Source organism: Streptomyces sp. GESEQ-35, assembly GCF_017948485.1.
Lineage (GTDB): Bacteria > Actinomycetota > Actinomycetes > Streptomycetales > Streptomycetaceae > Streptomyces.
Genome location: NZ_JAFFSX010000003.1, coordinates 337,228 through 361,235 on the forward strand (window position 1 = coordinate 337,228; position 24,008 = coordinate 361,235).

At 69.7% G+C, this 24,008-nt stretch carries 24 protein-coding genes; 13 read left to right on the forward strand and 11 right to left on the reverse strand.

The window, feature by feature from the left end:
* Nucleotides 1-44: 44 nt before the first annotated feature.
* Complete coding sequence (locus tag KCH87_RS08540) at nt 45-1,157, reverse strand: hypothetical protein (protein WP_210585305.1); 1,113 nt, start codon at nt 1,155-1,157, stop codon at nt 45-47.
* Between the two features lie 83 nt (nt 1,158-1,240).
* Nucleotides 1,241-2,458 (reverse strand): PP2C family protein-serine/threonine phosphatase, encoded by a 1,218-nt coding sequence (locus KCH87_RS08545; RefSeq protein ID WP_210585306.1) that lies wholly within the window; start codon nt 2,456-2,458, stop codon nt 1,241-1,243.
* 130 nt (nt 2,459-2,588) lie between these two features.
* Between KCH87_RS08545 and KCH87_RS08550 the strand changes: the two genes are divergently transcribed.
* On the forward strand, nt 2,589-3,032 hold the full coding sequence (locus tag KCH87_RS08550; RefSeq protein ID WP_210585307.1) for a hypothetical protein: 444 nt from the start codon (nt 2,589-2,591) through the stop codon (nt 3,030-3,032).
* A gap of 189 nt (nt 3,033-3,221) precedes the next feature.
* Here the strand turns inward: KCH87_RS08550 and KCH87_RS08555 are convergent, their stop codons facing one another.
* Nucleotides 3,222-3,605, reverse strand: coding sequence for an SH3 domain-containing protein (locus KCH87_RS08555; RefSeq protein ID WP_210585308.1), 384 nt, complete (start codon nt 3,603-3,605; stop codon nt 3,222-3,224).
* 118 nt (nt 3,606-3,723) lie between these two features.
* On the opposite strand from KCH87_RS08555, the gene KCH87_RS08560 reads away from it, so the two are divergent.
* Nucleotides 3,724-4,608, forward strand: coding sequence for a hypothetical protein (locus tag KCH87_RS08560; protein ID WP_210585309.1), 885 nt, complete (start codon nt 3,724-3,726; stop codon nt 4,606-4,608).
* A gap of 31 nt (nt 4,609-4,639) precedes the next feature.
* Here KCH87_RS08560 and KCH87_RS08565 read toward each other — a convergent pair whose 3' ends face one another.
* Entirely contained in the window at nt 4,640-5,971 is a 1,332-nt protein-coding gene (locus tag KCH87_RS08565; RefSeq protein WP_210585310.1) for a PLP-dependent aminotransferase family protein, read from the reverse strand.
* A gap of 76 nt (nt 5,972-6,047) precedes the next feature.
* On the opposite strand from KCH87_RS08565, the gene KCH87_RS08570 reads away from it, so the two are divergent.
* Both KCH87_RS08570 and KCH87_RS08575 read left to right on the forward strand, forming a co-directional pair.
* Nucleotides 6,048-6,833, forward strand: coding sequence for an alpha/beta fold hydrolase (locus tag KCH87_RS08570; protein WP_210585311.1), 786 nt, complete (start codon nt 6,048-6,050; stop codon nt 6,831-6,833).
* A gap of 10 nt (nt 6,834-6,843) precedes the next feature.
* Entirely contained in the window at nt 6,844-7,830 is a 987-nt protein-coding gene (locus KCH87_RS08575; protein WP_210585312.1) for an endonuclease/exonuclease/phosphatase family protein, read from the forward strand.
* A 195-nt stretch (nt 7,831-8,025) separates the two neighbouring features.
* On the opposite strand, the gene snpA is transcribed toward KCH87_RS08575, so the two are convergent.
* Nucleotides 8,026-8,691 carry a snapalysin gene (gene snpA / locus KCH87_RS08580; protein ID WP_210585313.1) on the reverse strand — a complete coding sequence of 222 codons (666 nt, stop codon included), beginning with the start codon at nt 8,689-8,691 and terminating at the stop codon, nt 8,026-8,028.
* Nucleotides 8,692-8,865: 174 nt separating this feature from the next.
* Here snpA and KCH87_RS08585 point away from each other — a divergent pair, with 174 nt between their 5' ends.
* Nucleotides 8,866-9,810: a LysR family transcriptional regulator gene (locus tag KCH87_RS08585; protein ID WP_210585314.1), complete on the forward strand. Its 945-nt coding sequence runs from the start codon at nt 8,866-8,868 to the stop codon at nt 9,808-9,810.
* 141 nt (nt 9,811-9,951) lie between these two features.
* On the forward strand, nt 9,952-10,167 hold the full coding sequence (locus KCH87_RS08590; protein WP_210585315.1) for a hypothetical protein: 216 nt from the start codon (nt 9,952-9,954) through the stop codon (nt 10,165-10,167).
* Nucleotides 10,168-10,253: 86 nt separating this feature from the next.
* Here KCH87_RS08590 and KCH87_RS08595 read toward each other — a convergent pair whose 3' ends face one another.
* Nucleotides 10,254-12,320, reverse strand: coding sequence for a PhoX family phosphatase (locus tag KCH87_RS08595; RefSeq protein WP_210585316.1), 2,067 nt, complete (start codon nt 12,318-12,320; stop codon nt 10,254-10,256).
* 271 nt (nt 12,321-12,591) lie between these two features.
* Here KCH87_RS08595 and KCH87_RS08600 point away from each other — a divergent pair, with 271 nt between their 5' ends.
* The 3 genes from KCH87_RS08600 (at nt 12,592) to KCH87_RS08610 (ending at nt 16,416) form a co-directional block, all read left to right on the forward strand.
* Nucleotides 12,592-13,974 carry a VWA domain-containing protein gene (locus tag KCH87_RS08600; protein ID WP_210585317.1) on the forward strand — a complete coding sequence of 461 codons (1,383 nt, stop codon included), beginning with the start codon at nt 12,592-12,594 and terminating at the stop codon, nt 13,972-13,974.
* 154 nt (nt 13,975-14,128) lie between these two features.
* On the forward strand, nt 14,129-15,838 hold the full coding sequence (gene metG / locus KCH87_RS08605) for a methionine--tRNA ligase (RefSeq protein ID WP_210585318.1): 1,710 nt from the start codon (nt 14,129-14,131) through the stop codon (nt 15,836-15,838).
* A gap of 113 nt (nt 15,839-15,951) precedes the next feature.
* Nucleotides 15,952-16,416 (forward strand): hypothetical protein, encoded by a 465-nt coding sequence (locus KCH87_RS08610; protein WP_210585319.1) that lies wholly within the window; start codon nt 15,952-15,954, stop codon nt 16,414-16,416.
* On the opposite strand, the gene KCH87_RS08615 is transcribed toward KCH87_RS08610, so the two are convergent.
* Both KCH87_RS08615 and KCH87_RS08620 read right to left on the reverse strand, forming a co-directional pair.
* Nucleotides 16,362-16,577 (reverse strand): DUF397 domain-containing protein, encoded by a 216-nt coding sequence (locus KCH87_RS08615; RefSeq protein WP_210585320.1) that lies wholly within the window; start codon nt 16,575-16,577, stop codon nt 16,362-16,364. The genes KCH87_RS08610 and KCH87_RS08615 overlap by 55 nt on opposite strands.
* Nucleotides 16,578-16,579: 2 nt before the next feature.
* The gene (locus tag KCH87_RS08620) at nt 16,580-17,428 is read right to left on the reverse strand and encodes a helix-turn-helix transcriptional regulator (protein ID WP_308298783.1); all 849 of its coding nucleotides are present in this window, start codon (nt 17,426-17,428) and stop codon (nt 16,580-16,582) included.
* Between the two features lie 239 nt (nt 17,429-17,667).
* On the opposite strand from KCH87_RS08620, the gene KCH87_RS08625 reads away from it, so the two are divergent.
* From KCH87_RS08625 to KCH87_RS08640, 4 genes are all read left to right on the forward strand, one after another.
* On the forward strand, nt 17,668-18,093 hold the full coding sequence (locus KCH87_RS08625) for an ATP-binding protein (protein ID WP_210585321.1): 426 nt from the start codon (nt 17,668-17,670) through the stop codon (nt 18,091-18,093).
* An 80-nt stretch (nt 18,094-18,173) separates the two neighbouring features.
* Nucleotides 18,174-19,091: a hypothetical protein gene (locus KCH87_RS08630; RefSeq protein WP_210585322.1), complete on the forward strand. Its 918-nt coding sequence runs from the start codon at nt 18,174-18,176 to the stop codon at nt 19,089-19,091.
* Between the two features lie 3 nt (nt 19,092-19,094).
* Entirely contained in the window at nt 19,095-19,514 is a 420-nt protein-coding gene (locus tag KCH87_RS08635) for a hypothetical protein (RefSeq protein WP_210585323.1), read from the forward strand.
* Between the two features lie 104 nt (nt 19,515-19,618).
* Nucleotides 19,619-19,984 carry a PH domain-containing protein gene (locus KCH87_RS08640; protein ID WP_210585324.1) on the forward strand — a complete coding sequence of 122 codons (366 nt, stop codon included), beginning with the start codon at nt 19,619-19,621 and terminating at the stop codon, nt 19,982-19,984.
* Between the two features lie 76 nt (nt 19,985-20,060).
* On the opposite strand, the gene KCH87_RS08645 is transcribed toward KCH87_RS08640, so the two are convergent.
* From KCH87_RS08645 to aspS, 3 genes are all read right to left on the reverse strand, one after another.
* Nucleotides 20,061-21,026 carry an intradiol ring-cleavage dioxygenase gene (locus KCH87_RS08645; protein WP_210585325.1) on the reverse strand — a complete coding sequence of 322 codons (966 nt, stop codon included), beginning with the start codon at nt 21,024-21,026 and terminating at the stop codon, nt 20,061-20,063.
* 131 nt (nt 21,027-21,157) lie between these two features.
* On the reverse strand, nt 21,158-22,027 hold the full coding sequence (locus KCH87_RS08650; RefSeq protein ID WP_210585326.1) for an intradiol ring-cleavage dioxygenase: 870 nt from the start codon (nt 22,025-22,027) through the stop codon (nt 21,158-21,160).
* Between the two features lie 121 nt (nt 22,028-22,148).
* Entirely contained in the window at nt 22,149-23,912 is a 1,764-nt protein-coding gene (gene aspS / locus KCH87_RS08655) for an aspartate--tRNA ligase (protein WP_210585327.1), read from the reverse strand.
* Nucleotides 23,913-24,008: the final 96 nt, after the last annotated feature.

Genomic DNA, 24,008 nt, shown 5'->3' on the forward strand with positions numbered 1-24,008 from the left:
CGACCAGCCACGACGGCGCCGCAGCCGACCGACAACCCATCGCGTCAGCTCTGCGCCAGCAGTTGGTGCAGTTGCCGCCGGATGTGATCCAACGCCCCCTGCCGCCGCCCCGGCACCCGCGCCCGCAAGTCGGCCAGCGCCGACCCGAGTTCCCTGGCCGGCGCCGGATCGGCGATCCGGCCCCACTGGTGGTGCGCGCGATCGACGGCGGCCTCCACGGCCGGGTCGCCCGGCGACTGCCCGGCGCCGAGCCGCGCGCCGGCGACGGACAGCCAGGTACGGCAGCTGCGGACGGAGTCCCCGGCGAACATGGCGAGGTCGGCGCGGACTTCGGCCCAGTGCAGCGCCTGCTCGGAGCCGGGACCGTACGCCCTCAGCGCGGCCTGTTCGTGGTGCGCGGCGAGCGCGTCGGCCTCGTTGTGCCGCCCGGACTGCACGGCGGAGCTGATGGCGGAGTGCGGGTCGGCGACCGTCGGCGGGTGCTGCGGGCGGGGTACCTGCACCGGCACCGGCACCGGCACCCGTACCGACGACGGCGTCAGCACGATGTCCCCGTACGAGCCGTCGCCCGCGATGCGGCTCAACGCCTGCTGATGCAACTGCTCCAGCGGCGGCCGGTGCCCGCTCCGCAGAATCGTCGCCACCGCCTTCATGTACGACGGCACAGCCACCGTCCGACGGGGCGGCGGCGGTGCGATGCGACCGTAGACGGCGACGTTGTTCCCCGAGTCGAAGGGCCGGCTCCGCAAGTGGTCCCAGGTCTCCGCGTCCGCGTGCAGATCGAGGACGAGGGTCGTGCTCCCCGCCGCCCGCAACCGCAGCTCCTCCCGCACCCAGTGCCAGGGAAAGCCGGTGTACCGCACCGTCGACGGCGTCGTCCGCGCCAGCGCCAGATGCGGCAGGTACTGCTTGCGGTCGAGTTGGAGCTGGCCGGTGACGAAGACGGTGAGCGGGCCGGGGGCCGCCGCGGCGGCGCGCAGACGGGTGAGAACGGCCTGCGGCTCCAGGGGGTCGGCGAGTTCGACGACGTTCGCGGTGTCCGTGCCCGACAGGACGGGGGGCGGAACCGCCGCGAGGACCGGGAGGACGGACGCGGCGTCCACCAGACTCCCCTTGCCCAGCGGCGAGGCCGCCAGCAGCAGCACGGTTCCGGGCATCGGCCCCTCCCAGTCCCCCGTCGACATCCCCCGTGGATCACTTACCCGCAGCACGGTAACCGCTGCGGCCGCAAAGGTGGGTGTCAGGACCGCAAACCGGACTGCCCATCAGGGGGCATAAGCCGCCGTACGGCGAACACCGTCGTGTCGTCGGCCAGGTGCCCGCCGCAGTGCCGCAGCACGCCCTCCCGGACGAAGTCGACGAGGCGGCGGGGTTCGACGGTGCGCGGGTCGGCGGCGACGGCGCGGGCGACCTCGGTGGTCAGGGGGTAGAAGTCGCCGTCGGTGTCACGGGCCTCGGTGACACCGTCGGTGGTCAGCAGCAGCGTCTCGCCGGGGGCGAGGGTGACCCGGTGTACGGGCGGCGGGCCCTGGGCGGGGGCGAGGGGGCTCAGGCCGAGCGGGAGGGTGTCGCCGGGCGGCAGGGCGCGTACGCCGTCGGGGCCGACGAGGAGCGGGGGCTCGTGGGCGAAGACGACGGACCGGACGGCGTCGGGTTCCCACTCGGAGAGGCCGAGCAGGACAGCGGTGGCAAAGCGGTCGCCGTCGTCGCGGCCGAGAGCCGCGATGTGAGCGCCGTGCCGCAGCATCCGCACCTCCAGCCGGTCGGCGACCGTCGCCAGGTCCGGTTCGTGGTAGCCGGCCTCGCGGAAGGTGCACAGCAGTGCGGCCGCCGCCTCGACCGCGCCGAGGCCCTTGCCCTGGACGTCACCGAGGAGGACGCGGGTGCCGTGCGGGCCGGGCTGGATGTCGTAGAAGTCACCGCCGACGCGGGCCTCCACGTCGGCGGTGAGGTAGACCGCCGCATGCTCCAGGCCGCCCCAGCCCGGCGGGAGCGGACGCAGCACGGTACGCCGGGTGGTCTCGGCGACGTCCCGCATGTGCAGCATGCGGCGCTCGCCGCGCACCCGGATCGTGCAGGCCAGCGTGGCCAGCACACCTCCGATGGCGACGAGGAAGAAGTCGGCCGGTCCGGCCTGGTACTCGTTCGGCCAGGCGCTGTCCGCGATGGGGTAGACGACGGTCGCGAGCAGTGCGTAGGCGGCGGTGCCCCACACCCCGCAGATCGCGGCGGCGATACCCGGCACCAGCACGATCCAGGTGATGATCCGGAAGTCCTGTGTGGTGTTCCAGTCGACGACCAGGATGGCGACGAGAACCAGCAACGGCGGCAGCCAGGCGACGCTGCGGTCCCGGGCCCGCAGCATCTGGTGCTGTTGCAGCTCGTCCCGGGGCACGGCGTGCGGCAGACGTGCGAGCGGGCGCCGACCGCCCACCGGCCTCAGTCCGCGCCCGCTCATGACGCCCAGCGAAGCACGGCAGTCCGCGGACCGCATCCGGACCGGGGCCGACCGTGTTTGCCACCGACTTGCCAGCGCACCCGCACAGGTGTGCTCTGGATGACAGGGGCGACAAGAGAGGAGTCCTCTCATGGCTCAAGCGGCACCCGCGTCCGGCCCGGCGGCCACGCGGCTCCCGACACCCGACGTCTTCAGCGCGCGGACCCACGAGGTCGCCAGGTATGCGATTCCCGTGGTCCTCGGGCTCGTCTACGGCTACTGGGCCGCGGCCAACCGGCGTGGCGGCGGCGAGATCACCGGCTGGAACATCCTGTTCGGCTTCGTCACCGCGCTCGCGTTCATCGTGCTCTGCATCGCCGTGGCGACGCTGGCGCCGCGTCTGAAGCGGGAACTGCACTCGCTGACGAAGTCCGCCTTCGCCGGCGGGGCATTCGGGTTCCTCTACAGCCAGACGGGGGCGAGCGTTCTGCGCTCCGTCGTCATGAGCCTGCTGATCACGGCGGCCATCTTCGCGGTGTTCTTCTACCGCTACTACACGCACGAGGACGCGGAGGGAAACCGCCTCCCCCGCTAAGCGCTCCGCTGAAAGTCCGGTGTGTCGGCCGCAGGTCCGTCGTGGCTGGTCGCGCAGTTCCCCGCGCCCCTTCGGGGCGCTGCCCAACCGCACCGGACTTCGCCGGACCCGCTTAGACGGGACACGCGCACGCGTGGGCCCCGGCACGACCAGCCGGAGCCCATGCGCTCCCCTGTTCCCTTCCCCCGGTCACCACACGTTCTTCCACTGCGGGCACGGGTCCGCACAACTCGGCACCCTGTGCCCGCCGGTGTCGACGAAGGCCGCGCTCGCCCACGCGCCGGCGCCCACGACCCAGTACCAGTGCGGGTTTCCGTTGACGCTCTGTCCGACGACCTGGCACTCGACACGGATCTGACTGCCCGGTGCCAGCCGGGCGACGACGGCCGAGTGGACGGTGGGCGACTGCCTCAGGTCGAGCTTCGTCGCGGAGGCGACAGTGCCCCAGATCGAACCGGAGGATCCGTCGCCGGCATCGCCGGCATATGCCGTGCCGCCCGCCGTCACGACGGCGAGGCTTCCGCCGGTCAGCAGGGCTACGGCCAGGGTCCGCAGGGCCGGAGTGGTGCGCATGATCGGCCTCCTTCTCCCCAGAACCATGAGACACCCGATCGGGTGAACCCTCCACCGGAGGGCGGACGCATGCGCCGGTGCGGTCGCGCACCCGGCGCTGAGGCCGTTGCCTGAAGAGGTGCCCACCCGCTTCCGGAACGGCCTGTCGGCCGCCCTCATCGCCCTCGCCTGCCTCCTCGTGCCTTTCGGCACGCTGGCGGCCTGGGCGGCGTACGGGCTCGCCGACACCGGACGGTACGTCACCACGATGGCGCCGCTCGCCGACGACCCGGCGGTGCGGGAGGCGGTCGCGGACACGGTCGGGACCGGAATTATGGAAGAGATCGACGTAGGCCCCCTCCGCGCCACGGTCGCGCCCTTCGTGCATGACGCGGTGCGCTCCTTCACCCGCACCGAGGCGTTCCGCACGGCGTGGGACTCGGGCAACCGGGCCCTCCATGACGCCGTGCTGCACGCGCTGCACCGGGACGACCTCCGGCCGGTCACCGTCGATCTCGCCCCCGTCACCGCGCAGGTCAGGCGTCAACTCGCCGACGACCACATGCCGTTGGCACAGCGCATCCCGGTCGAGCACACGGCGGTCGCCGTGTTCCCGGCCCGCGAACTGGCCCACTTCCGGAAGGGGTTCCACGTGCTCGAAGTCGCCGGCTTCTGGCTGCCCTTGACGGCCGCCGTCCTCGCCGTCGCCGGGATCGCGGTGGCCGCCTGCCGTCGTCGCGCGGTCACCGCGACCGCGCTCGGCACGGCGCTCGGCGGCGCGTTCCTCTGCCTCGCCATCGCGATCGGCCGCCGCCTCACCCTCGCCGACCTGTCCGACGAGGTCCACCGCCCGGCCGCCGGCGCCGTCTACGACGCCCTCACCGCCACCCTGCGCACGGTGTCCTGGATCCTGGTCGCCGTCGGCCTCACCGTGGCCCTCGCATGCCACCTCCTACGACGCCGACGAGCATCCCCGGCGCCCACTCCGGATCCGGCCCAGGAACCGACCCGAGCCCGAGCCTGACCGCGCGCCGCGAAGGCCTCCGCCGGCTGGCTCACCAGCCCCCCGAGCCATGTACGGCGACGTCGGCGAGCGTCCGCAACGCCCGCTCCAGATCCGCAAAGGCAGCCGACCCGAGCCCGAGCCTGACCGCGTTCGGTGTCCGCGCGGGGTCGACGGCGAACGCGGGGCCCGGTGTGAGGGCGATCCCGTGGTCGGCCGCGGCGGCTGTGAAGGTGTCGGCACGCCAGGGTGCGGGCAACTCCCACCAGGCGTAGTAGGCGTGCGGATCGGACCGTACGGCGAACCCGTCGAGGTGCCGGGCGACCAGCCGCTGTCTGCGGGCGGCGTCCTCCCGCTTCGCCGCCACCAGCCGTGCCACCGTTCCGTCCCCGCACCACCGCACGGCCGCCTCCAGTGCGAACCGCCCCGCACTCCACCCGCCCGACCGGATGGCGGCCGCTACGGCCTCGGTCCGCTGCGCCGGTACGACGAGAAAGCCCACGGTGAGCCCGGGGGCGACCCGTTTGGAGAGGCCGTCGACGACATGCGTCAGCCCGGGGGCGTGCGAGGCGAACGACTCGGCATCGCTGAGGAAGGACCAGATGCGGTCCTCCACGACGGGAATGCCCAAGTCGGTGACGACACCGGCAAGTTCACGCCGCCGCGGCTCATCCGTCGTCACGGACGTCGGGTTGTGCAGCGTCGGCTGGAGATAGAGCGCGGACAGCCGTGCCGTGCGATGGGCGGCGGCGATCGACTCGGGGAGCGGGCCGCGCTCGTCCGTGGCCAGCGGGACCAGGGTGACGGAGAGCCGGGCCGCGACCTCCTTGACCAGCGGATACGTCAACGGCTCGACACCGACCCGGCCACCCGGCCGGACCAGGGAGGCGAGGGCGGCGGCGATGGCCTGACGGGCGTTGCCCGTGAAGAGCAGCTGGGCAGGGTCGGGGTGCCGGCCCGGAGTGGCGAGCAGGGCGGCCGCCGCCTCCCGGGCGGGCGCGGTACCGGTGGCCGCCGCCGGGCGCAGTGCCTCCGCCAGGACGTCGGGGCGCAGGAGCGGGGCCAGGGCGGGGGCGAGCAGCTCCGACTGGCCCGGTGCGGAAGGGTAGTTCAGCTCCAGGTTGACGGGCGCGGTGGTCGCCGCTTCGGCGAGGGCGCGGCCGTACGACATGACCGGCGCCGCCCGCACGAACGTGCCGCGGCCGACCTCCCCGACGACCAGTCCCCGGCGCACGAGTTCGCCGTACACCCGCCCGGCCGTCGATCCGGCGATCCCGCGGCGGCGGGCGAACACGCGCTGCGGGGGCAGCCGTTCCCCGGGGCGGAGCCGGCCGGCGGCGATGTCGTCGGCCATCCGGTCGGCGAGGCGCCGGTAGTCGTCCATGCGGGCCCTCCCAGGATTGCACCGAGGGCAAAGATCTTATTGCACCGAGGAGTTGACCGGATCTAGGGTCATCCACATGGCACCCTTCCTCGCATACGAGGACAAAGGAGCGGATAGCTCTCCGGTCCCCCTCGTCCTCGTCCACGGCCACCCCTTCGACCGCACGATGTGGGCCCCGCAGATCGAGGCCTTCTCGGCCTCCCGCCGGGTCATCGCCCCCGACCTGCGCGGCTACGGCGCCTCCCCGGTGGTCCCCGGCCTCACCGCCCTGTCCGACTTCGCCCGCGACATCGAAGCGCTGCTCGACGAGCTGAAGGTGCGGGAGTTCGTCCTGGCCGGTCTGTCGATGGGCGGCCAGATCGCGATGGAGTGCTATCGCCTCTTCCCCGAGCGCATCCGGGGCCTGGTCCTCGCGGACACCTTCCCGACGGCGGAGACGGCAGGAGGCAAGGTGATCCGCAACGAGACGGCGGACCGGCTGCTGGCCGAGGGGATGGACGGGTACGCCGACGAGGTGCTGGAGAAGATGGTCGCGCCGTACGCCTCGCCGGAGGTCAAGGCCCACGTCCACCGCATGATGACGGCCACGCCCCCGGAGGGCGCCGCGGCCGCCCTGCGCGGCCGTGCCGAACGCCCCGACTACCGCACCCTGCTGACCCGGGTCACCGTCCCGGCGCTGGTGGTGGTCGGCGCCGACGACGAGTACACGCCGGTAGCGGACGCGGAGGAGATGCACGCGGCGCTTCCCGACTCGACGCTCAGGGTCGTGGAGGGGGCGGCCCATATGCCGAATCTGGAGCGTCCGGCGGAATTCGACGAGCTGTTGCGGGAGTTCCTGGTGCGCGTGGATGGGGCCTCGTAGTCTCGGGGCAATGACACTCCAGCCGGTCGTCGAGGCTCCCGCCGCTCGTCCACAGCCTCGGGCGAGGGCGCGACTCGGCGTCTGGGCGGCCGCCCTGCTGTTCGCCGGCGTCAGCGTCGTCGTGGGCTGCCGGCTCGCCGACACCGACGGCATCACCCCCGTCCCGCAGTTCCTCGCTTTCCTGCCCTGGCTGCTCGTGCCCACGGGCCTCGGCCTGCTGTTCACGCTGGTCGCGCGATGGTGGGTCGGGGCGGTCTGGGGCGTCGTCCTGCTGGGTCTGCTGGCGTGGTTCATCGAGCCGTACGGCAAGAGCGCCCAGCCCACCGGGCCCGCCCTCGCCTCGTTCCGTGTCCTCACCTCGAACGTCGAGTTCGGACAGGCCACCGGCGCCCTCGTCGAGGCCGTCCGCCGCGAGAGGCCGGACATCGTGTTCGTGGCGGAGTGCGAGTACACCTGCGACGCGACGCTCAAGCGGGACCTCGGCACCGACTATCCGCACCGCGAGGCCGTGGTGGCCGGCGGCTCCGAGGGGTCGGTCATCGTCAGCCGCTTCCCGCTCAAGGGCACGGACGGCGTCCCCGGCACCATGGCGATGCCCGGAGCCGTCGCCGACGTGCGCGGGCACTCCGTACGGCTCCAGCTCGCGCACCCCATGCCGCCGCTGCCCGGACAGACGGACGTGTGGCGCCGTGAACTGGGCGCCCTGCGCGACTACGCGAGCGCCGGCAAGGGGACCCCCACCGTCCTGGCCGGCGACTTCAACGCCTCCCAGGACCACGCCGCGTTCCGCCGCATCCTCGACGCCGGCCTGCGCGACGCGGCCCGGCTCACCGGCGAGGTCCGCACGCCCAGCTGGCCGACCCGGACGACCCCGACGTTCGGCACGCAGATCGACCACGTGCTGCTGTCCCCGGACTTCTCCGCACGCACGGCCCGCTTCCTGGACCTCGCCGACACCGACCACCGGTCGCTGCTGGTCGACGTCTCTCTCCACTGACCGCGGTGCGGAACCGCCCTGTGCAGGAGGGCGGCCCCGCACCATGTGGGGGGTGGGAACCAATGCGGCTCTTCAGCGCCGCTGGCGAATCAGCTGCGGTTCAGCAACGCCCCAAGGGGCGCGGGGAACTGCGCGACCAGCCACGACGGACCCGCAGCCGACCGACGGCCCATCACGCCACTCCCCGCGGAGCGCCTAGCGGGACTTGTGAAGGGCCTTGTCGCTCATCGCCTCGGCCAGCGCCCCAGCGAACCCGTTCGCCCACAGCTGCTCGACGCGAGCCTTCTCGTTGGCATCCGGGACGGAATTCGTGCAGGACGGACCGGGACCGCCACCCGACATCAGCTCACTGCACGGACCCTCGTAGTGGTCCGGCAGACCGAGGACGTGCCCCGTCTCGTGGGCGGTGACGCGAGTCGAGTCGTACTCCTCGTTCTGCGCGTAGTCGAGGAAGATGTAGCCGCCGCCGTGCCCGTCGGTGGAGGCGTACGATCCGCGCGAGTCGTTGCCCTCCCGGTAGGTGAAGTCGGCGTTCGAGCCCTGCTGGAGCTGAACGTTCGACACCGAGCCGTTCCAGATCTCGGTGCTGCGGGCTATCTGCGCGCTGAACGTCGGCGCGGCGGAGGCGTCGTAGGTGACGGTGACGGCCGCGGCGGCGTTCGGGTTGGCGGCGCGCTTCTCGGCGACCGACTTGAGGACGGCCTCGAAGAAGGCGCGGCTCGCGTCGGTGTCGGCGGACGCGGCGGTGTAGCCGACGGGGGTGGCGGGGGCCGCACTGGCCGGAACCGCCATACCGAGGCCGACCGTCGCGACACTGAGGCCGAATGTTGCAGCGGCCATGACAGACGTGTGGATTCGCATCGATGACTCCATTGGTGGGGGGTGAGTCGTCATCGGTGAGTCTCGGCGGCTGTGGCGCGGCTGTGATGATGGCAAACGGCGATAGCACCGTCCTATCGCGCGCCCAATTCGCGTAAGTCAGCAGCGATTTATGCGTCTGGTGGAACCTGTGTTCCCGCCATAGTCTCCCTGGGCATGGAGCTCGAGGTGAGACATCTACGCGCGCTGTGCGCCATCGCCGACACCGGCAGTCTGCACCGGGCGGCCCGCCAACTCGGCGTCGCCCAGCCGTCGCTCAGCACACAGCTGCGCCGGATCGAGCAGGAACTGGGCGGCACGCTCTTCACCCGGGAACGCAGCGGCTGCCGCCCCACCCCGCTCGGCAGGCTGGTGCTGAGCCGCGCCCGCCCGGTGGTGGCCGATATGCGCTCCCTCGTCGCCGAAGCGCGCGCCGCCGCCACCGGCGGACCGCAGCTGCGCGTCGGCTCCACCGCGAGCGCGGCCCTGGCGGGCTGGCTGCGCCGGCTGCGCGCACGCGGCCAGGAACCCACCCTCCACATGGACGTCTCCCCGAACGCCCTGCTGCGCATGGTCGCCGACGGCCAGCTCGACGTCGCCTTCGTGCACGAGGTCGAGGGCTGTCCGCTGCGCATCCCCGAGCAACTGCGCCTGCGCGTCCTGGTCTCCCGCGAGCCGCAGTTCGTGTCCCTGCCCGCCGGCCACCCGGCGGCCGCGCACCCGGTCGTCCGGCTCGCCGAACTGGCCGGTGACCGCTGGATGATCGACCCCACGGTCGACGGCGAATGGGACGCCGTACAGCGCATGTTCCGCGCGGCCGGGGTCAACCCCCGGGTCCTGCACGGCGATTACCACACGGCCGCCGCCCTGGTGGCCACCGGCGAGGTCGTCACCGTCTGCCAGCCGACCTGTCTGTCCCGCCCCGAGATGGCGGTACGACGGCTGTACGGCGACCCGCTCGGCGTACGGCTGCTGCTCGCGGCCCGTACCGAGACGGACCTGGACGGTGTGTATCCGGGACTGGAGGAGGCGTACCGGGAGGCGGCGCGGGAGGCACCGGCGTACCGGGAGTGGCTGGAACGCGACGGTGCGGACCGGTCACCGGTCCCGGCACTGCCGTGACACCGGCAGGGTCAACTACGCGCAGGCGGTGAATCGTTACGTCGTTCTCGTGCGAGTGACCGAGGGCGAGTTCAGAGGCGCACACAGGTAATGATCAATCATCAATCCTGTTCAGCCGCCCTCCCGATAAGGGGATTTTCCATGCGTCGTACCGCTGCCGTCCTGTTCGGAAGCCTCGCCCTCGCCGGAGCCGCAACCCCGGCCGCCACCGCCGTGCCGGACCCGGTGGGCACCGTCACCTGCCTCACCGCGGCCCCGGCCGACGTCACGGGCCTCGTCGACCCGGCCGCCCTGACCGACCCCGCCGCCCTGCTCGACCCGGCCGGGGCCCCGGGCGTGAGCTGCTTGGCTCCCTGAGCGCATCGGACACGCGTGCGGGCCGCTCTCGTCAGGAGGGCGGCCCGCATACGTATGGGTGGGTGCGATCAGACGAACCAGTCGCCTCAGACGCCGATGTCGCAGCCGTCCTTGCGCCACACCGCCACGACCGCCGGGCGGACGTACTTGCCCGGTCCGTCGGGCCAGAGGCTGGCGGGCTTCTCGACGGTCGCGCCGCTGATCTCGCCCGGGTGCTGGACAGCGACCAGTACCCGCCGGTCCTGCACGAGCGGACCGCAGGTCTCGGCGCCGATCGGCATCGTCGCGAACTGCTTCAGCTCACCGCGCCGGTCACCGCGCGTAGCAACGCCGAAGAGACCGTCGTGGTAGCCGAGCTGGGCGCCGTCGGTGGAGATCCACAGGTTTCCGTGTCCGTCGAAGGCGACGTTGTCCGGGCAGGAGATCGGGCTGACCTTGTTCTTCGGGAACCCGGCGAAGTAGGTGGCCGGGTCGTTCGGGTCGCCCGCGACGAGGAACAGCGACCAGGCGAACTTGGTGCTGTCGGCGCGGTTCCAGCGCTCGGTCAGCTCCAGGATGTGCCCGTGCTTGTTGGCGTTGCGCGGGTTGGCCTCGTCCACCTTGGCGTTCGTACCGACACCGCGGTTGGTGTTGTTGGTGAGCGCCACGTACACCTTGCCGGTGTGCGGGTTGGGCTCGATGTCCTCGGGCCGGTCCATCTTGGTGGCACCGACCTTGTCACCGGCGAGCCGCGTGAAGACGAACACCTCCTCTGCGGTCATGCCCTCGACGTGGCTCTCGGCACCGTCGGCGGTGGCGGTGGCCAGCGGAATCCAGACGCCGGAACCGTCGAACTCACCGTCGCTGGGAAGCTTGCCGGTGCCGTCGATCTCGATGGCGGGCGAGTCACCGGTGAGCTTGGCGACGTAGAGGGTGCCCTCGTCGAGCAGCGAGAGGTTGTGCTCGCGATCCGCCCGGCTCGACCCCTTCTTCATCCGCTTGGTGCCGACGAACTTGTAGAAGTAGTCGAACCGCTCGTCGTCACCGGTGTACACGACCGGACGGCCGTCCTCCGTGAGCCGCACGGTCGCGCCCTCGTGCTTGACGCGGCCGAGCGCGGTGTGCTTGCGCGGCTTGGAGGTCGGGTCGTACGGGTCGAGCTCGACGACGTAGCCGAAGCGGTGCACCTCGTTCGGCTCCTGGGCGACGTCGAAGCGCTTGTCGAAGAGCTCCCACTTGCGCTCGGAGGCGGTGGTGCCGATGCCGTACCGCTTGTCGGTGGCGCGGCTCGCGTTGGCGAAGTACTGGTTGAAGTTCTCTTCGCCGTGCAGCGTGGTGCCCCACGGGGTGGTGCCGCCGGAGCAGTTGTTCAGGGTGCCGAGCGCCTTGGTGCCGGTCGGGTCGGCGGAGGTCTTCAGCAGGTCGGAGCCGGCGGCGGGCCCGGTGATCCTGAACTCGGTGGTGGCGGTGACCCGGCGGTTCAGCGGGTGCCGGAGCACGGGCGTGAGCTTGCCCGTCTTCCGGTCGCCCTCGACCACGACGGCGGACAGACCGTGGGCGGCCCAGGCGATCTCGACCTGCTCCCTGGTCGGGTTGGCGGCGTCGTAGCCACGGAACATGAGCACCTCGTCGGTGTACTCATGGTTGGCGACGAGGACCTGCCGGTTCCGCTCGCCCGGGAGGGGCAGTAGCGCGAGGAAGTCGTTGTTGTACCCGAACTGCATGGCCTGCGCCGCGGCGGTCTGCTTCTCCGGGTCGAAGGCGGGCGCGCCACGCAGGATGGGCTCACCCCAGCGGATCACGACGTTCTGGGCGTAGCCCTCCGGGATGGTCACGGCGTCGTTGGTGTTCGGGACGACGGCGGTGAACCGCAGGCCACGCGCACCCTTGGAGGAACCGAAGGTGGACGTCGTCTGAGCGGCGGCGGCCTCCGGAGCCGCGGCAGTGGTCACGGCGGTGCCCGCGGCGGCGGCCACGGTGACGACGGCGGCGGCCTGCATCACCGAACGGCGGCTGAGGGCGCCCTGGATGACGTCGCCGACGTATTCGTTGGTGGTGGTGTTGGGCACCTCGTGGAAGCAGGCGTTCCCACACCGGTAAAGACAGGTCATGGCCGACCGGCCACCGGGATGCGAGTCGGACGGCGTTCTGACGAGCGGTAGTGGAATGCGCACTTTGTACTCCCCTTGCTTCCCCTTGGTACCAGCGTGACGGACGGTAGGCGGATGTTTGTGCGGGAGCGGGGCGGCACGGTGAACGATAGGTGAACTGGAGGTATCTGTAAGTCCGTTGCCGTCCGGGCGGATGTTTGACCGGTCCGGCCCTTGACTCAAGACATCCCGCCCACCCTGCCCCTCCCCAAGATCACCATCTGGGGCCGCTAACCTTACGTGTCCGTCCTGGCCAGGGATTTACGGGCATCAACTCACGCGAAGGGTTGCGCACATGGGCATTCTCACTCTCCTGCGGAACGCGTTCGGCCGCAGCCGAAAAGCCCGCACGACCGAAGCAGAGGGTGCGACACCTTCGCAGACATCGGAACCGACGGTCCCCTCCCCGTCCCCCGAGCCGACCCTCACCCCACCCACCCCCACGGCCTCCATCCCGGAGCCCCGCCCGTCCACCCCGGACGACGATGACGAGCACGACCTCGTCGCGGCAGCGTTCACCAACGTGACGGTGCCGAGGCCGGCGGGGGAGCCGACGGCCGAGGAGCAGGTTACGGAGCCGGTTGCGGAGACGCCGGTGACTGAAGAGCCGGCGGCGGAGACGCCGGTGACCGAGGAACCGGTGACCGAGGCGCCGGTGACTGAAGAGCCGGTGGCGGAGACGCCGGTGACCGAGGAACCGGTTACGGCGGCGCCGGTGACCGAGGAACCGGTGGCTGAAGAGCCGGTGACCGAGGCGCCTGTAGTCGAGGAACCGGTGACCGAGGTGCCGGCCGTTGAGGAGCCGGTTGCCGAGGAGCCCGAGCCCGTGGCTGCCGCGGTGAACGAACCGCTCGCCGCCGATGGCGAGGACACCCCACAGGGGCCACCCGCACCCGACGACGAAACCAGCACGGGTGGTGCGGGTGGGAACAACCCGGCCGAAGGCGAAGCCGAGGCCGAACCGGAGCCGGCCACCGAGGAACCCGCACCCGACGACGAAACCGGCACGGGCGGTGCGGGTGGGAGCGACAACCAGGCCGAAAGCCTGGTGCCCACCACCCTGCGGACGGCCTACACCGCAGCAGAAACCACCCTCACCACCCACAACCTCACCACCACCAAGGCCAAGGTCTACCTCGTCCTCGACCGCTCCGCGTCCATGCGCGCCTACTACAAGGACGGCTCGGCCCAGGCCCTCGGCGACCAGTCACTCGCCCTCGCCGCCCACCTCGACCCCGACGCCACCGTCCACGTCACGTTCTTCTCCACGGAAGTGGACGGCACGGGTGACCTCACCCTCCCCGACCACGCCACCAAGATCGACGACCTCCACGCCTCCTTCGGCCGCATGGGCCGTACGAGCTACCACGCCGCCGTGGAAGAAATCACCACCCACTACACCAAGTCCGGCACCACCCTCCCCGCCCTGGTGATCTTCCAGACCGACGGCGCCCCCGACGCGAAGACCCCCGCCACCCAGTCCCTCACCGAAGCCGCGAAGACCCACCCCGCCCTCTTCTTCTCCTTCGTCGCCTTCGGCGAGCACGACAACAAGGCCTTCGACTACCTCCGCAAACTGAAGACCGAGAACACGGCCTTCTTCCACGCGGGCCCCGCCCCGAAGGAACTCACGGACGCGGAGCTCTACGAGGGCGTACTGGCGACCTGGCGTCCGTAGCGGACCGCAACGGCCCGGCACCCCATGGGGCGCCCGTCACCCCGTAAAACGGGAGGCGGGCGCCCCTTGCCCGTCGGCTACGATTTCAAGGTTCGTAGACGGTCGAAACACACCGAAACCGTCACCCCGTGTAGCGACTTGGGAGCAGCCCGCAATGGCTCGACACCTCATCACCAGCGCCCTTCCGTACATCAACGGGATCAAGCACCTGGGCAACATGGTGGGGTCCATGCTCCCGGCGGACGTGTACTCCCGGTACCTGCGCCAGCGCGGCCACGACGTCCTCTACATCTGCGCGACGGACGAACACGGCACCCCCGCCGAGCTGGCCGCGAAGGAGGAGGGCCTGCCGGTCGACGAGTTCTGCGCACGGGCGCACGACCAGCAGAAGGCGATCTACGACGGCTTCAACCTGGCCTTCGACTACTTCGGCCGCAGCTCCTCCCCGCAGAACCGCGAGATCACCCAGGAGATCGCCCGCGAGCTGAAGGCGAACGGCTTCATCGAGGAACGGGCCATCCGCCAGGTGTACTCGGTCACGGACGGCCGTTTCCTCCCGGACCGGTACATCATCGGCACCTGCCCGCACTGCGGCTACGACAAGGCCCGCGGCGACCAGTGCGAGAACTGCACCCGCGTCCTGGACCCGACCGACCTGATCGACCCGCGGTCCGCGATCAGCGGCAGCAGCGACCTGGAGATCCGCGAGACCAAGCACCTCTTCCTCCTCCAGTCGGCCCTGGCCGGCGAGGTCGAGGCGTGGGTCGACGAGCGCGCCGACAACTGGCCGATCCTGGCGTCCTCCATCGCCCGCAAGTGGCTCACGGAGGGCCTGCACGACCGTGCGATCACCCGCGACCTCGACTGGGGCGTCCCGGTCCCGGCGGACACCTGGCCGGAGCTGGCGGCCGAGGGCAAGGTCTTCTACGTCTGGTTCGACGCCCCGATCGAGTACATCGGCGCGACGAAGGAGTGGGCGGACCAGGACCCGGAGAACCGTGACTGGCGCTCCTGGTGGTGGAAGTCGGACGCGGACGTCCAGTACACGCAGTTCATGGGCAAGGACAACGTCCCCTTCCACAGCGTGATGTTCCCGGCGACCCTGCTGGGCACCCGCGCGCCGTGGAAGAAGGTCGACGTCATCAAGGCCTTCAACTGGCTGAACTACTACGGCGGCAAGTTCTCCACCTCGCAGCGGCGAGGCGTCTTCACCCACGACGCTCTGGAGATCCTCCCCGCCGACTACTGGCGCTACTTCATGATGGCCAACGCCCCGGAGTCGGACGACTCGTCCTTCACCTGGGAGCACTTCACGGCCACGGTGAACAAGGACCTGGCGGACACCCTCGGCAACTTCGTCAACCGAGTCCTCTCCTTCTCGAAGAAGCGCTTCGGCGAAGAGGTCCCGGCGGGCGCGGAGCCCGGCGAGGCGGAGGCCAAGCTCGGCGAGGAGATCGCGCGTCTGCTCACCGAGTACGAGGAGCAGATGGAGGCCATCCAGTTCCGCAAGGCGGCGGCCGCGCTGCGCGCCCTGTGGTCGGCCGGCAACTCCTACCTGGAGGAGAAGGCCCCCTGGCTGGAGATCAAGACCGACAAGGAGGGGGCGGCCCTGACCCTCCGTACGGCGATGAACCTGATCCACCTCTACGCGGTGATCTCGGAGCCCTTCATCCCGACGACCTCGGCGGCCATGCGCCAGGCGTTCTCCCTGACGGAAGACACGGCGACCTGGGTCAGCACCGACGAGGCGAAGACACTGAACTCGGTCCCCGCCGGCGCCCCCTTCACCGTCCCCCCGGTCCTCTTCGCCAAGCTCACGGACGAGGACCTGGAGACGTACAAGGAGCGCTTCGGCGGCGAGTAGGAGTGAGAAAGCGGTGATCAACTCGCGGACGAAGAGAGAAAGTTGCCCGAGCGGTCGATCCTGTGTGTGCCCTGACTGCACGACGCCCAGGACACGACCGTAAGGTCTCCGCCATGGCAGTACCTGAGGTCATCCCGATCGCCTACGAGCCGCACGGCCGTACGGAGGCCATCGGTCACTACGCGGACGGACAGTTCCTGGGGACGGTCGCCTGGGCCTTCCCCAAGGGCTTCCGTCTGGACGCCGGCTGGGAAGAGCACAAGCGCCTCTACGCAGCGCTGCACACCTTCGACGCCAAGGGCATATACCGCGACTCGCAGATCCTGTGCGCGGGCACCTGGGCCGAGCAGCAACGCACCCCGGCAGTCCTGCCCCGGGCCCGCGCCCATCTGGCGACCCTGCTCAGGGCACTGCCCCGCCGCACCTACACGGACATCGCGATCCGCCCCTTCCAGCTCACCGTCGACGACGTGCTGTTCGGCCTGGTGACCGAAGAGGACGAGGGCGAACCCTGGGCGGAGCTCTACCCGGACCACCTGGGCTTCGGCCCACCGTGGGACGGCACGTACGACACGTGAGTGCGCTGCAGTAGGGCGGCGAGGGCGGTGGGGGTGACGGTGATTATTCGGGTGGGGTCGTCGCTTTCACGGAGGAGCAACGTGGCTTCGCCGTGAGCGAGTTCGACGCACTCGTTGCCTGCCCCGCCGCCGGAGTACGTGGACTTCTGCCACTGGGTCACGTCTACAGCTCCTTCGACAGACGGTGAATGAAGTCCCGCGACTTGCGTGAGTCGAGGGATGCCGACTCCACCTTACGGAAGAACGTTCGCAAGGCCTGGAGCTGAGAAAAGGCGTCCACGAAGGCCGAGCCGTAATATGCGTCCCGCTGCACGGTGTCCAAGGCGGGCACCCGCCCGCCGACATACACCAAGGACGTACTCGCTCCGCCGAATCCGTCGACGTCGAAGGGGATCACCCGCACCGTGACATTTGGGTGCTCCGACCGAAGCAGCAGCTCGTCGAGCTGATCACGAGCCACCCGTCGGTCCGCGACGCGGGTATGCAGTACGGACTCATGCAGGACCGCCTCGTACGGAACCGGATCCTCTCGCGACAGCACCTGCTGGCGCCGCATACGGTAGGCGACCCACAACTCCAGCTCAGGGTCGGGCAGTGGCGGAACCCAGTATCCGAACACCGCCCGTGCATAGTCCTCGGTCTGGAGCAGCCCCGGCACGTGGGCAGTCGCGATCACCTGCATGAAGTGCGCGTGATGCTCCAGCTCCGCCAAGTCCAGGAACTCCGCCGGTAGTTCGTCCCGGTATTCCTCCCACCACCCACGCGTGCGATCCGTCGCCATCTCCGCCAGTGCATCGATCAACTCGTGATCTGCGCAGGCGTACTGAGCTGCCATCCGCCGTACCCGCGCTTCGCTGACCCCCGAGACACCGGACTCGATCTGGCTCATCGTCACCGAAATCGTGCCCAGCCTCCGGGCCGACTCGCGGGCCGTCAGGCCTGCCGCCTCCCGCAGTTTGCGCAGCTCACGGCCGAGCCGCTCCTGCCGAACCGTCGGCTGTTTCCGCGGCACCCGCGCCTCCTCGTTTCCCCAACGGCACTCGTACATCCGCCGATTGGCCACCACATCGAGTGACCAGACTACGACAAGGAGTTGCGGCGGACTAACTTTATTCTCTACCGTCAGTGACGCGACGCACACCCTGCGGAACCGGGACCCCGGAAGCGCACCGCTCCGCCCTGCCATGACGGCCGCGGCACTGCCACCGCCCGCCCATCCGCAACCCCCTCCACCCAACCGGGAGTTGACGCATGCCCGAAACGGAAACCGAATCCGGAGACTCCTGGGAGTACTCCCTCTACATCCCCAACGACCTCCGAGCCGTCCCCATCTGCCGCCGCACCCTCCGCCTGATCCTGACCGCGCACGGCCTGATCACCCTCGTAGACACGGCCGAACTCCTCGCAACGGAGCTGATCAGCAACGCCGTATGCCACACCAAGGGCCCCGCAGCACTCCGCGTCCGCTGGTCGGCCGGCGTGCTGCGGATCGGCGCATGGGACGCGGATCCGGAACCCCCGGAACCTCCAGGCACGTTGGCCGACATCACCGACCTCGAAGCGGGCCGCGGCCTCATCCTCGTCCGAACCTGCGCCGGCCTCTGGGGCTGGCAGCCCCTGTCGAGACACGGCAACCGAGGCAAGTACGTGTGGTGCGAGCTGACGTCGGCGGCGTGAACGTTTCCCCGCCGCTCGAAAGGGTGAACGCATCCCAATCCCCCGACCAGCCAACCCCTTGATCAACCTAGGTTGCACACATGGTCACATCAGCTCACGAGGGCATGCACCGCATCTTCCAGGAGCGGCCCGAGATCTTGGCTCCCGTCTTCGGGGTGCTGGGCGTCCCGTTACCCGCAAAGGCCACGGTGGACGCCGTCACCACGGACGTGACGGAGGCTCGGCCGCTGGAGCGTCGCGTGGACACCGTTCTGCGCATCGGCCCGTCCGACGGTGAGGACTTCCTGCTCGCCATAGAGTCGCAGTCGAAGAAGGTCCCGGGCAAGGAGGCGAGTTGGGCGTATTACGTCGCCTACCTCCAGGCGAAGTACGGCCTGCCCGTGCTGCTTCTGGTGGTCTGCCAGGACATGGCTACGGCCAAGTGGGCGGCGGGCCCCTTCGACTGCGGCACCCGCGGCTGGACTGCCCAGCGGACGTTTCCCCTGGTCGCCGGGCCGGACAACCTACCGGTGATCACCGATGCCCGGACCGCGGCGAAGAACCTCGCACTGGCCGTGCTCTCCGCCCTGGCACACGCCCGCAGCGCCGACTGTGAGGCCATACTGGAGGCAATCGAGAAGGCCCTCCACGAACTCCGGGAAACGGACCCCGAAACCGCCGGGTACTTCTTCGACTTCCTGGAAATCAACCTGGGGAACACCCCCGCCGGACAGAAATGGAAGGAAATCATGTCGTTCGTCAGCTACTTCCCCGGCCGGGGAACAGTCCGTGAGACGGCCTACCTGGAGGGCCAGGCCGCAGGCGAGGCGAAGGGGATCCTGTCCGTGCTGGAGGTGCGCGGCATCCCCGTACCGGACAGTGTGCGTGAACGCATCACCACCTGCACCGACCCCGACCGCATGGGCGCCTGGCTGGAGCGTTCCCGCACGGTCATGCGCGCGGAGGATCTGTTCGCCGAGGACGCGGAGGTTCCGCGGAACGCTCCTGAAGAGGCCTGAACGTTGGACGACGAGCTGGACGAACATCCAGACCTGAACAACCTCGTCCGGTTCACGGCGGTGACCCTCGCACTGGGGGTACCGCCGAACCGGGTCGTCGCCGACTTCCAGTCGGGGCTTGAGGATCTCAGACAGCGCGGCTCGCTATCGCTCGAGCAGCTGGCCGACGTGCGCAGCAAGGTGGGCAGGAGATCCCAGGAGCACGCCACCGAGTGGACCGAGGGTTTTGTAGCGGGCTACGTGTCGGCCTGGGGCGCAGCCGTTCTGCGGGTCTTGGAGACACGCGGCATCCCCGTCTCCACCGAGATCTACCGCGCCCTCAGTACGTGCCCCGACGCGGATGCACTCACCCGGTTCCTCGACCGAGCCGTCACCGTCACCGACGCGATGGATCTGTTCAACGAACCGTCAGCAAGCGCCTGACGCAATCTGGGTGATCCGAAGCCCTCGATCCTCTGTACGCGCAGCTGCCCAGGGGATACACATCGCGAAGATCACGTGAGCCAACTGAATGGGGGGATCCATCCATGGCACTGTTCGGCAACGCGCACACCATAGACCCGGGCGCGGCGCAGCACGACTACGCACGTCTGCTGGGTCAGAGCGAGCAGGTGCACGCGGCGTACATGCTGGTCCGCGACACCATACTGTTCACCGACCGCCGTCTGATCCTGGTCGACAAGCAGGGCATCACGGGGAAGAAGGTGGAGTACCACTCGATCCCGTACCGCAGCATCACCCACTTCGCCGTGGAGACCGCCGGCACCTTCGACCTCGACGCCGAGCTGAAGATCTGGCTCTCGGGCTCCCAGACCCCGATCGAGAAGACCTTCACCAAGGGCGTCGACATCTACGAAGTCCAGGCGATACTCACTCAGTTCGTGGCGAGGTAGCGGAACCACGCGAGCCCAAACAGCGCGGGGCGCCCAGGACTTCACGTCCTGGGCGCCCTCGCTCACGTACCGGTGACTACGACGCGGACGCCGACGCCGACGCCGAAGCCCCCGGCACCGTGTCCGTGCTGTCGTGGGTCTCGTCCGGGGCGACGCCCATCGTGATGGTGCCGATGACGCCCTTGGCGATGTTCTTCTTGTTGTACTTCAGCTTGAGGAGACCGCCGGTCGTGCCGGACTGGTCGTAGATGGTGTCCTCGGTGAGCGTGGTGCGCTCGGTGGTGGACGTGGAGTACGGCTCGACCTCGGCGGAGGCGAGGACGGACTCCTCGTCGAAGAAGAACTGGCCGGTGTGGCAGGTGTGCCCGCCCTCGTAGCCGGCGTCCGTCCAGGTGCCGTCCACGTGGACCTTGGTGTGGATGTGGACGCAACGGCCCTGGTACCAGCCCGGGAAGACCGTCTTGAAGGTGACGATGCCCTGCTTGTCGGTCTTCCAGGTGCCGCGCAGGTAGCGCTCGTCGTCGGTGGGCTCCTGGTGGCCGCCGCCCCCACCGGTGCCGCCGGAGGGCGCGCCGGACGGGGGCTCACCCGTCGGCGTACCGGAGGGGGCGTCGGTCGGGGCGGAGCCGCCACCGCCCGTGGAGGAGTCCTCGTAGCCGGAGTAGATGCCCAGCGCGTCGCAGTGCCAGATGTCGACGGCCACGTTCTTCAGCGGCTTGCAGTTCTCCGCGTCGATCACCTTGAGACGGAGGGTCAGCGGAATGCCCTCCTTGTCCTCGGTGATATCCGTACGGAGCTTGTCGGCGTCGATGTAGTAAGGCCCCTCGGTGGTTTCCGAGGTGAGCGTGTAGCACGTCTCAGCCGACGTGGAGCTCGCGGACGCCTTCGCCGCGGCGCCCTTTCCGCTCTGGCCGGCGTTGGCGGTCGCGGCCAGGGTGCCGCCGACACCCACGGCGGCCACGGCCGCTCCACCTGCAACGACGACCTTGCGCCGCGTCACGTTCCGCTTGTGCGCCGGTCCTTGGTTCTCGTTTCCCGTCATGGCCAGGACGCTAGGTAAGAGGGCTGTCAGGACCATGGGAAAGGACTGTGCTTTTTCATGAGAAGGCAAAGGGGCTCGATATCTACGGTGATTTCGAGCCCCTTTCACAAACAAATTAGGTAAGGCTTTCCTTACCCATTTTCATTCTCGTCCGGAGCCACGCCCATCGTCAGGCGGGCGTGGACGCCACGTGCGATGTGCCGCTCGTCGTAGCGGAGGTACAGCAGACCGCCCTCGGCGCCGTTGTCCGGGTAGATCGTGTCCTCGTCGAGGGTGGTGCGGGTGGCGGTGTTCGCCGAGTACGGCTCGACCTCGGCGGAGGCCAGGACGGACTCCTCGTCGAAGAACAGCTGGCCCGTGTGACAGGTGTGGCCGCCCTCGTAACCCGCGTCCGTCCAGGTGCCGTCCACGTGGACCTTCACATGGATGTGCACACAGCGGCCCCGGTACCAGCCCGGGAAGACGGTCCTGAAGGTGACCTGGCCGTGCTTGTCCGTACGCCAGGTGCCGCGCAGATAGCGCTCGTCGTCGGTCGGCTCCTGGTGGCCGCCGGGACCGCCGGGACCACCGGAGGGAGGCGGGCCGGTGGGGGCGTCGGTGGGCGGGGTCCCGCCGCCACCTCCGTTGCCCATGTCCTCGTAGCCCGAGTAGATGCCTGTCGCCGAGCAGTGCCAGATGTCGACCGCGGCATTCCGTACCGGTCTACAGGTCTCCGCGTCGATCACCTTGAGGGCGAGCATCAGCGGGATGCCCTCCTGGTCCTCGGTGACATCCCGGCGGATCTTGTCCGCGTCGATGTAGTACGGGCCCTCGGTGGTCTCCGTGGTCAGTAAGTAGCACGCGTCGGTGGCGGGACCGCCGGTGCTCGCGTCGCCCGCGAAGGCGTTCGCTCCCAGGCCGGCGGCCAGGCCCGCTGCCGCGACCGTCGCACCTCCGGCGACGACGACCTTACGGCGCGTCAATTCCCGTTCTGCTGCTGCCTGTTGGTTGGTTTCCGTCATGGCCCTGAAAAATATGAACGGGACCTGTCAAAGGCCTGTGATTCATGAGGGTCACATGAGAATGGCTCGGAATCGGCGCCGATTCCGAGCCACCCTCGTAAAGCCCTCAGGCCCTGAGGCCCTACTTCGGCTGCGGCTTCCGCACCGACAGGTGCAGCTCCTTCAGCCGCGCCTCCTCCAGCTCCGTCGGCGCGCCCATCATCAGGTCCTGGGCGTTGCCGTTGAGCGGGAAGGCGATCGTCTCGCGGATGTTCGGCTCGTCGGCGAGGAGCATCACGATGCGGTCGACGCCCGGCGCGATACCACCGTGCGGCGGGGCGCCGAAGCGGAACGCGCGCAGCATGCCGGCGAACTTGTCCTCGACGGTCTCGCGGTCGTACCCGGCGATCTCGAAGGCCTTGAGCATGATCTCGGGCTCGTGGTTCCGGATCGCGCCGGAGGACAGCTCGACGCCGTTGCAGACGATGTCGTACTGCCAGCCCAGGATGTCCAGTGGGTCCTGGGTCTGAAGGGCTTCAAGACCGCCCTGCGGCATGGAGAACGGGTTGTGCGAGAAGTCGATCGCGCCGGTCTCCTCGTCCTTCTCGTACATCGGGAAGTCGACGATCCAGCAGAACCGGAAGACGCCCTCCTCGAAGTGCCCGGCACGCTTGGCGGCTTCCACCCGCACCGCGCCCATGATCTTCGAGACCTCGTCGAACTCGCCCGCGCCGAAGAACACGGCGTGCCCGGCGGCCAGCGACAGGCGCTTGGTCAGCTCGGCGACGTTCTCCTCGGTGAGGAACTTCGCGATCGGGCCGGTCAGCGAGCCGTCCTCGGTCACGCGCACCCAGGCCAGGCCCTTCGCGCCGAGCGTGACCGCGAAGTCGCCGAGCTGGTCGAAGAACTTCCGGGGCTGCGTGGAGACGTCCGGCACCGGCAGGGCACGGACGTGCTTGCCCGCGAAGGCCTTGAACTCCGAGCCCTCGAAGATGTCGGTGATGTCGACGAGTTCCAGCTGGGCGCGCAGGTCCGGCTTGTCGGAGCCGTACTTCAGCATCGCCTCGCGGAACGGGATCCGCGGGAAGGGGGAGGTGACGTGGCGGCCGCCGCCGAACTCCTCGAACAGCTCGGTCATGAGCTGCTCGATCGGGCGGAACACGTCCTCCTGCTCCACGAAGCTCATCTCGACGTCGAGCTGGTAGAACTCGCCCGGCGAGCGGTCCGCCCGCGCGTCCTCGTCACGGAAGCAGGGCGCGATCTGGAAGTAGCGGTCGAAGCCGGAGATCATCAGCAGCTGCTTGAACTGCTGGGGGGCCTGCGGCAGCGCGTAGAACTTGCCCGGGTGCAGACGGGAAGGGACGACGAAGTCGCGGGCGCCCTCGGGGGAGGTCGCGGACAGGATCGGCGTCGCCATCTCGTTGAAGCCCAGCGCCGTCATCTTGTGCCGGATCGCCGAGATGACCGACGTACGCAGCAGGATGTTGCGGTGCATGCGCTCGCGGCGCAGGTCCAGGAAGCGGTACTCCAGGCGCCGCTCCTCGTTCACCCCGTCCTCGGTGTTGATCGTGAAGGGCAGCGGGGCGGCGGCACCGAGCAGCTCGACCTCGGAGACCTCGACCTCGACCTCGCCGGTCGGCAGGTCGGGGTTGATGTTCTCGGTGCCGCGGGAGACGACCCGGCCGTCGACGCGGACGGTGGACTCCTTGGAGAGCTTGTCCAGGGCCTCGTACGCGGGCGTGCCCGGTCGGGCGACCAGCTGCGTGATGCCGTAGTGATCGCGCAGATCGATGAAGAGGATGCCGCCCAGGTCGCGCCGATTGTGCAGCCAGCCACTCAGCCGGACGTCGGTGCCGACGTCAGAGGCGCGGAGCTCGCCGCAGGTGTGGGACCTGTACCGATGCATCGTCGTTCATCCAGCCTTCGCAGATCGGGGTCGTTTCACGTGAAACACCCCCAGGGTACCGGCCGCCCGGGACGGCCTTCCCACCGATAACGCCGG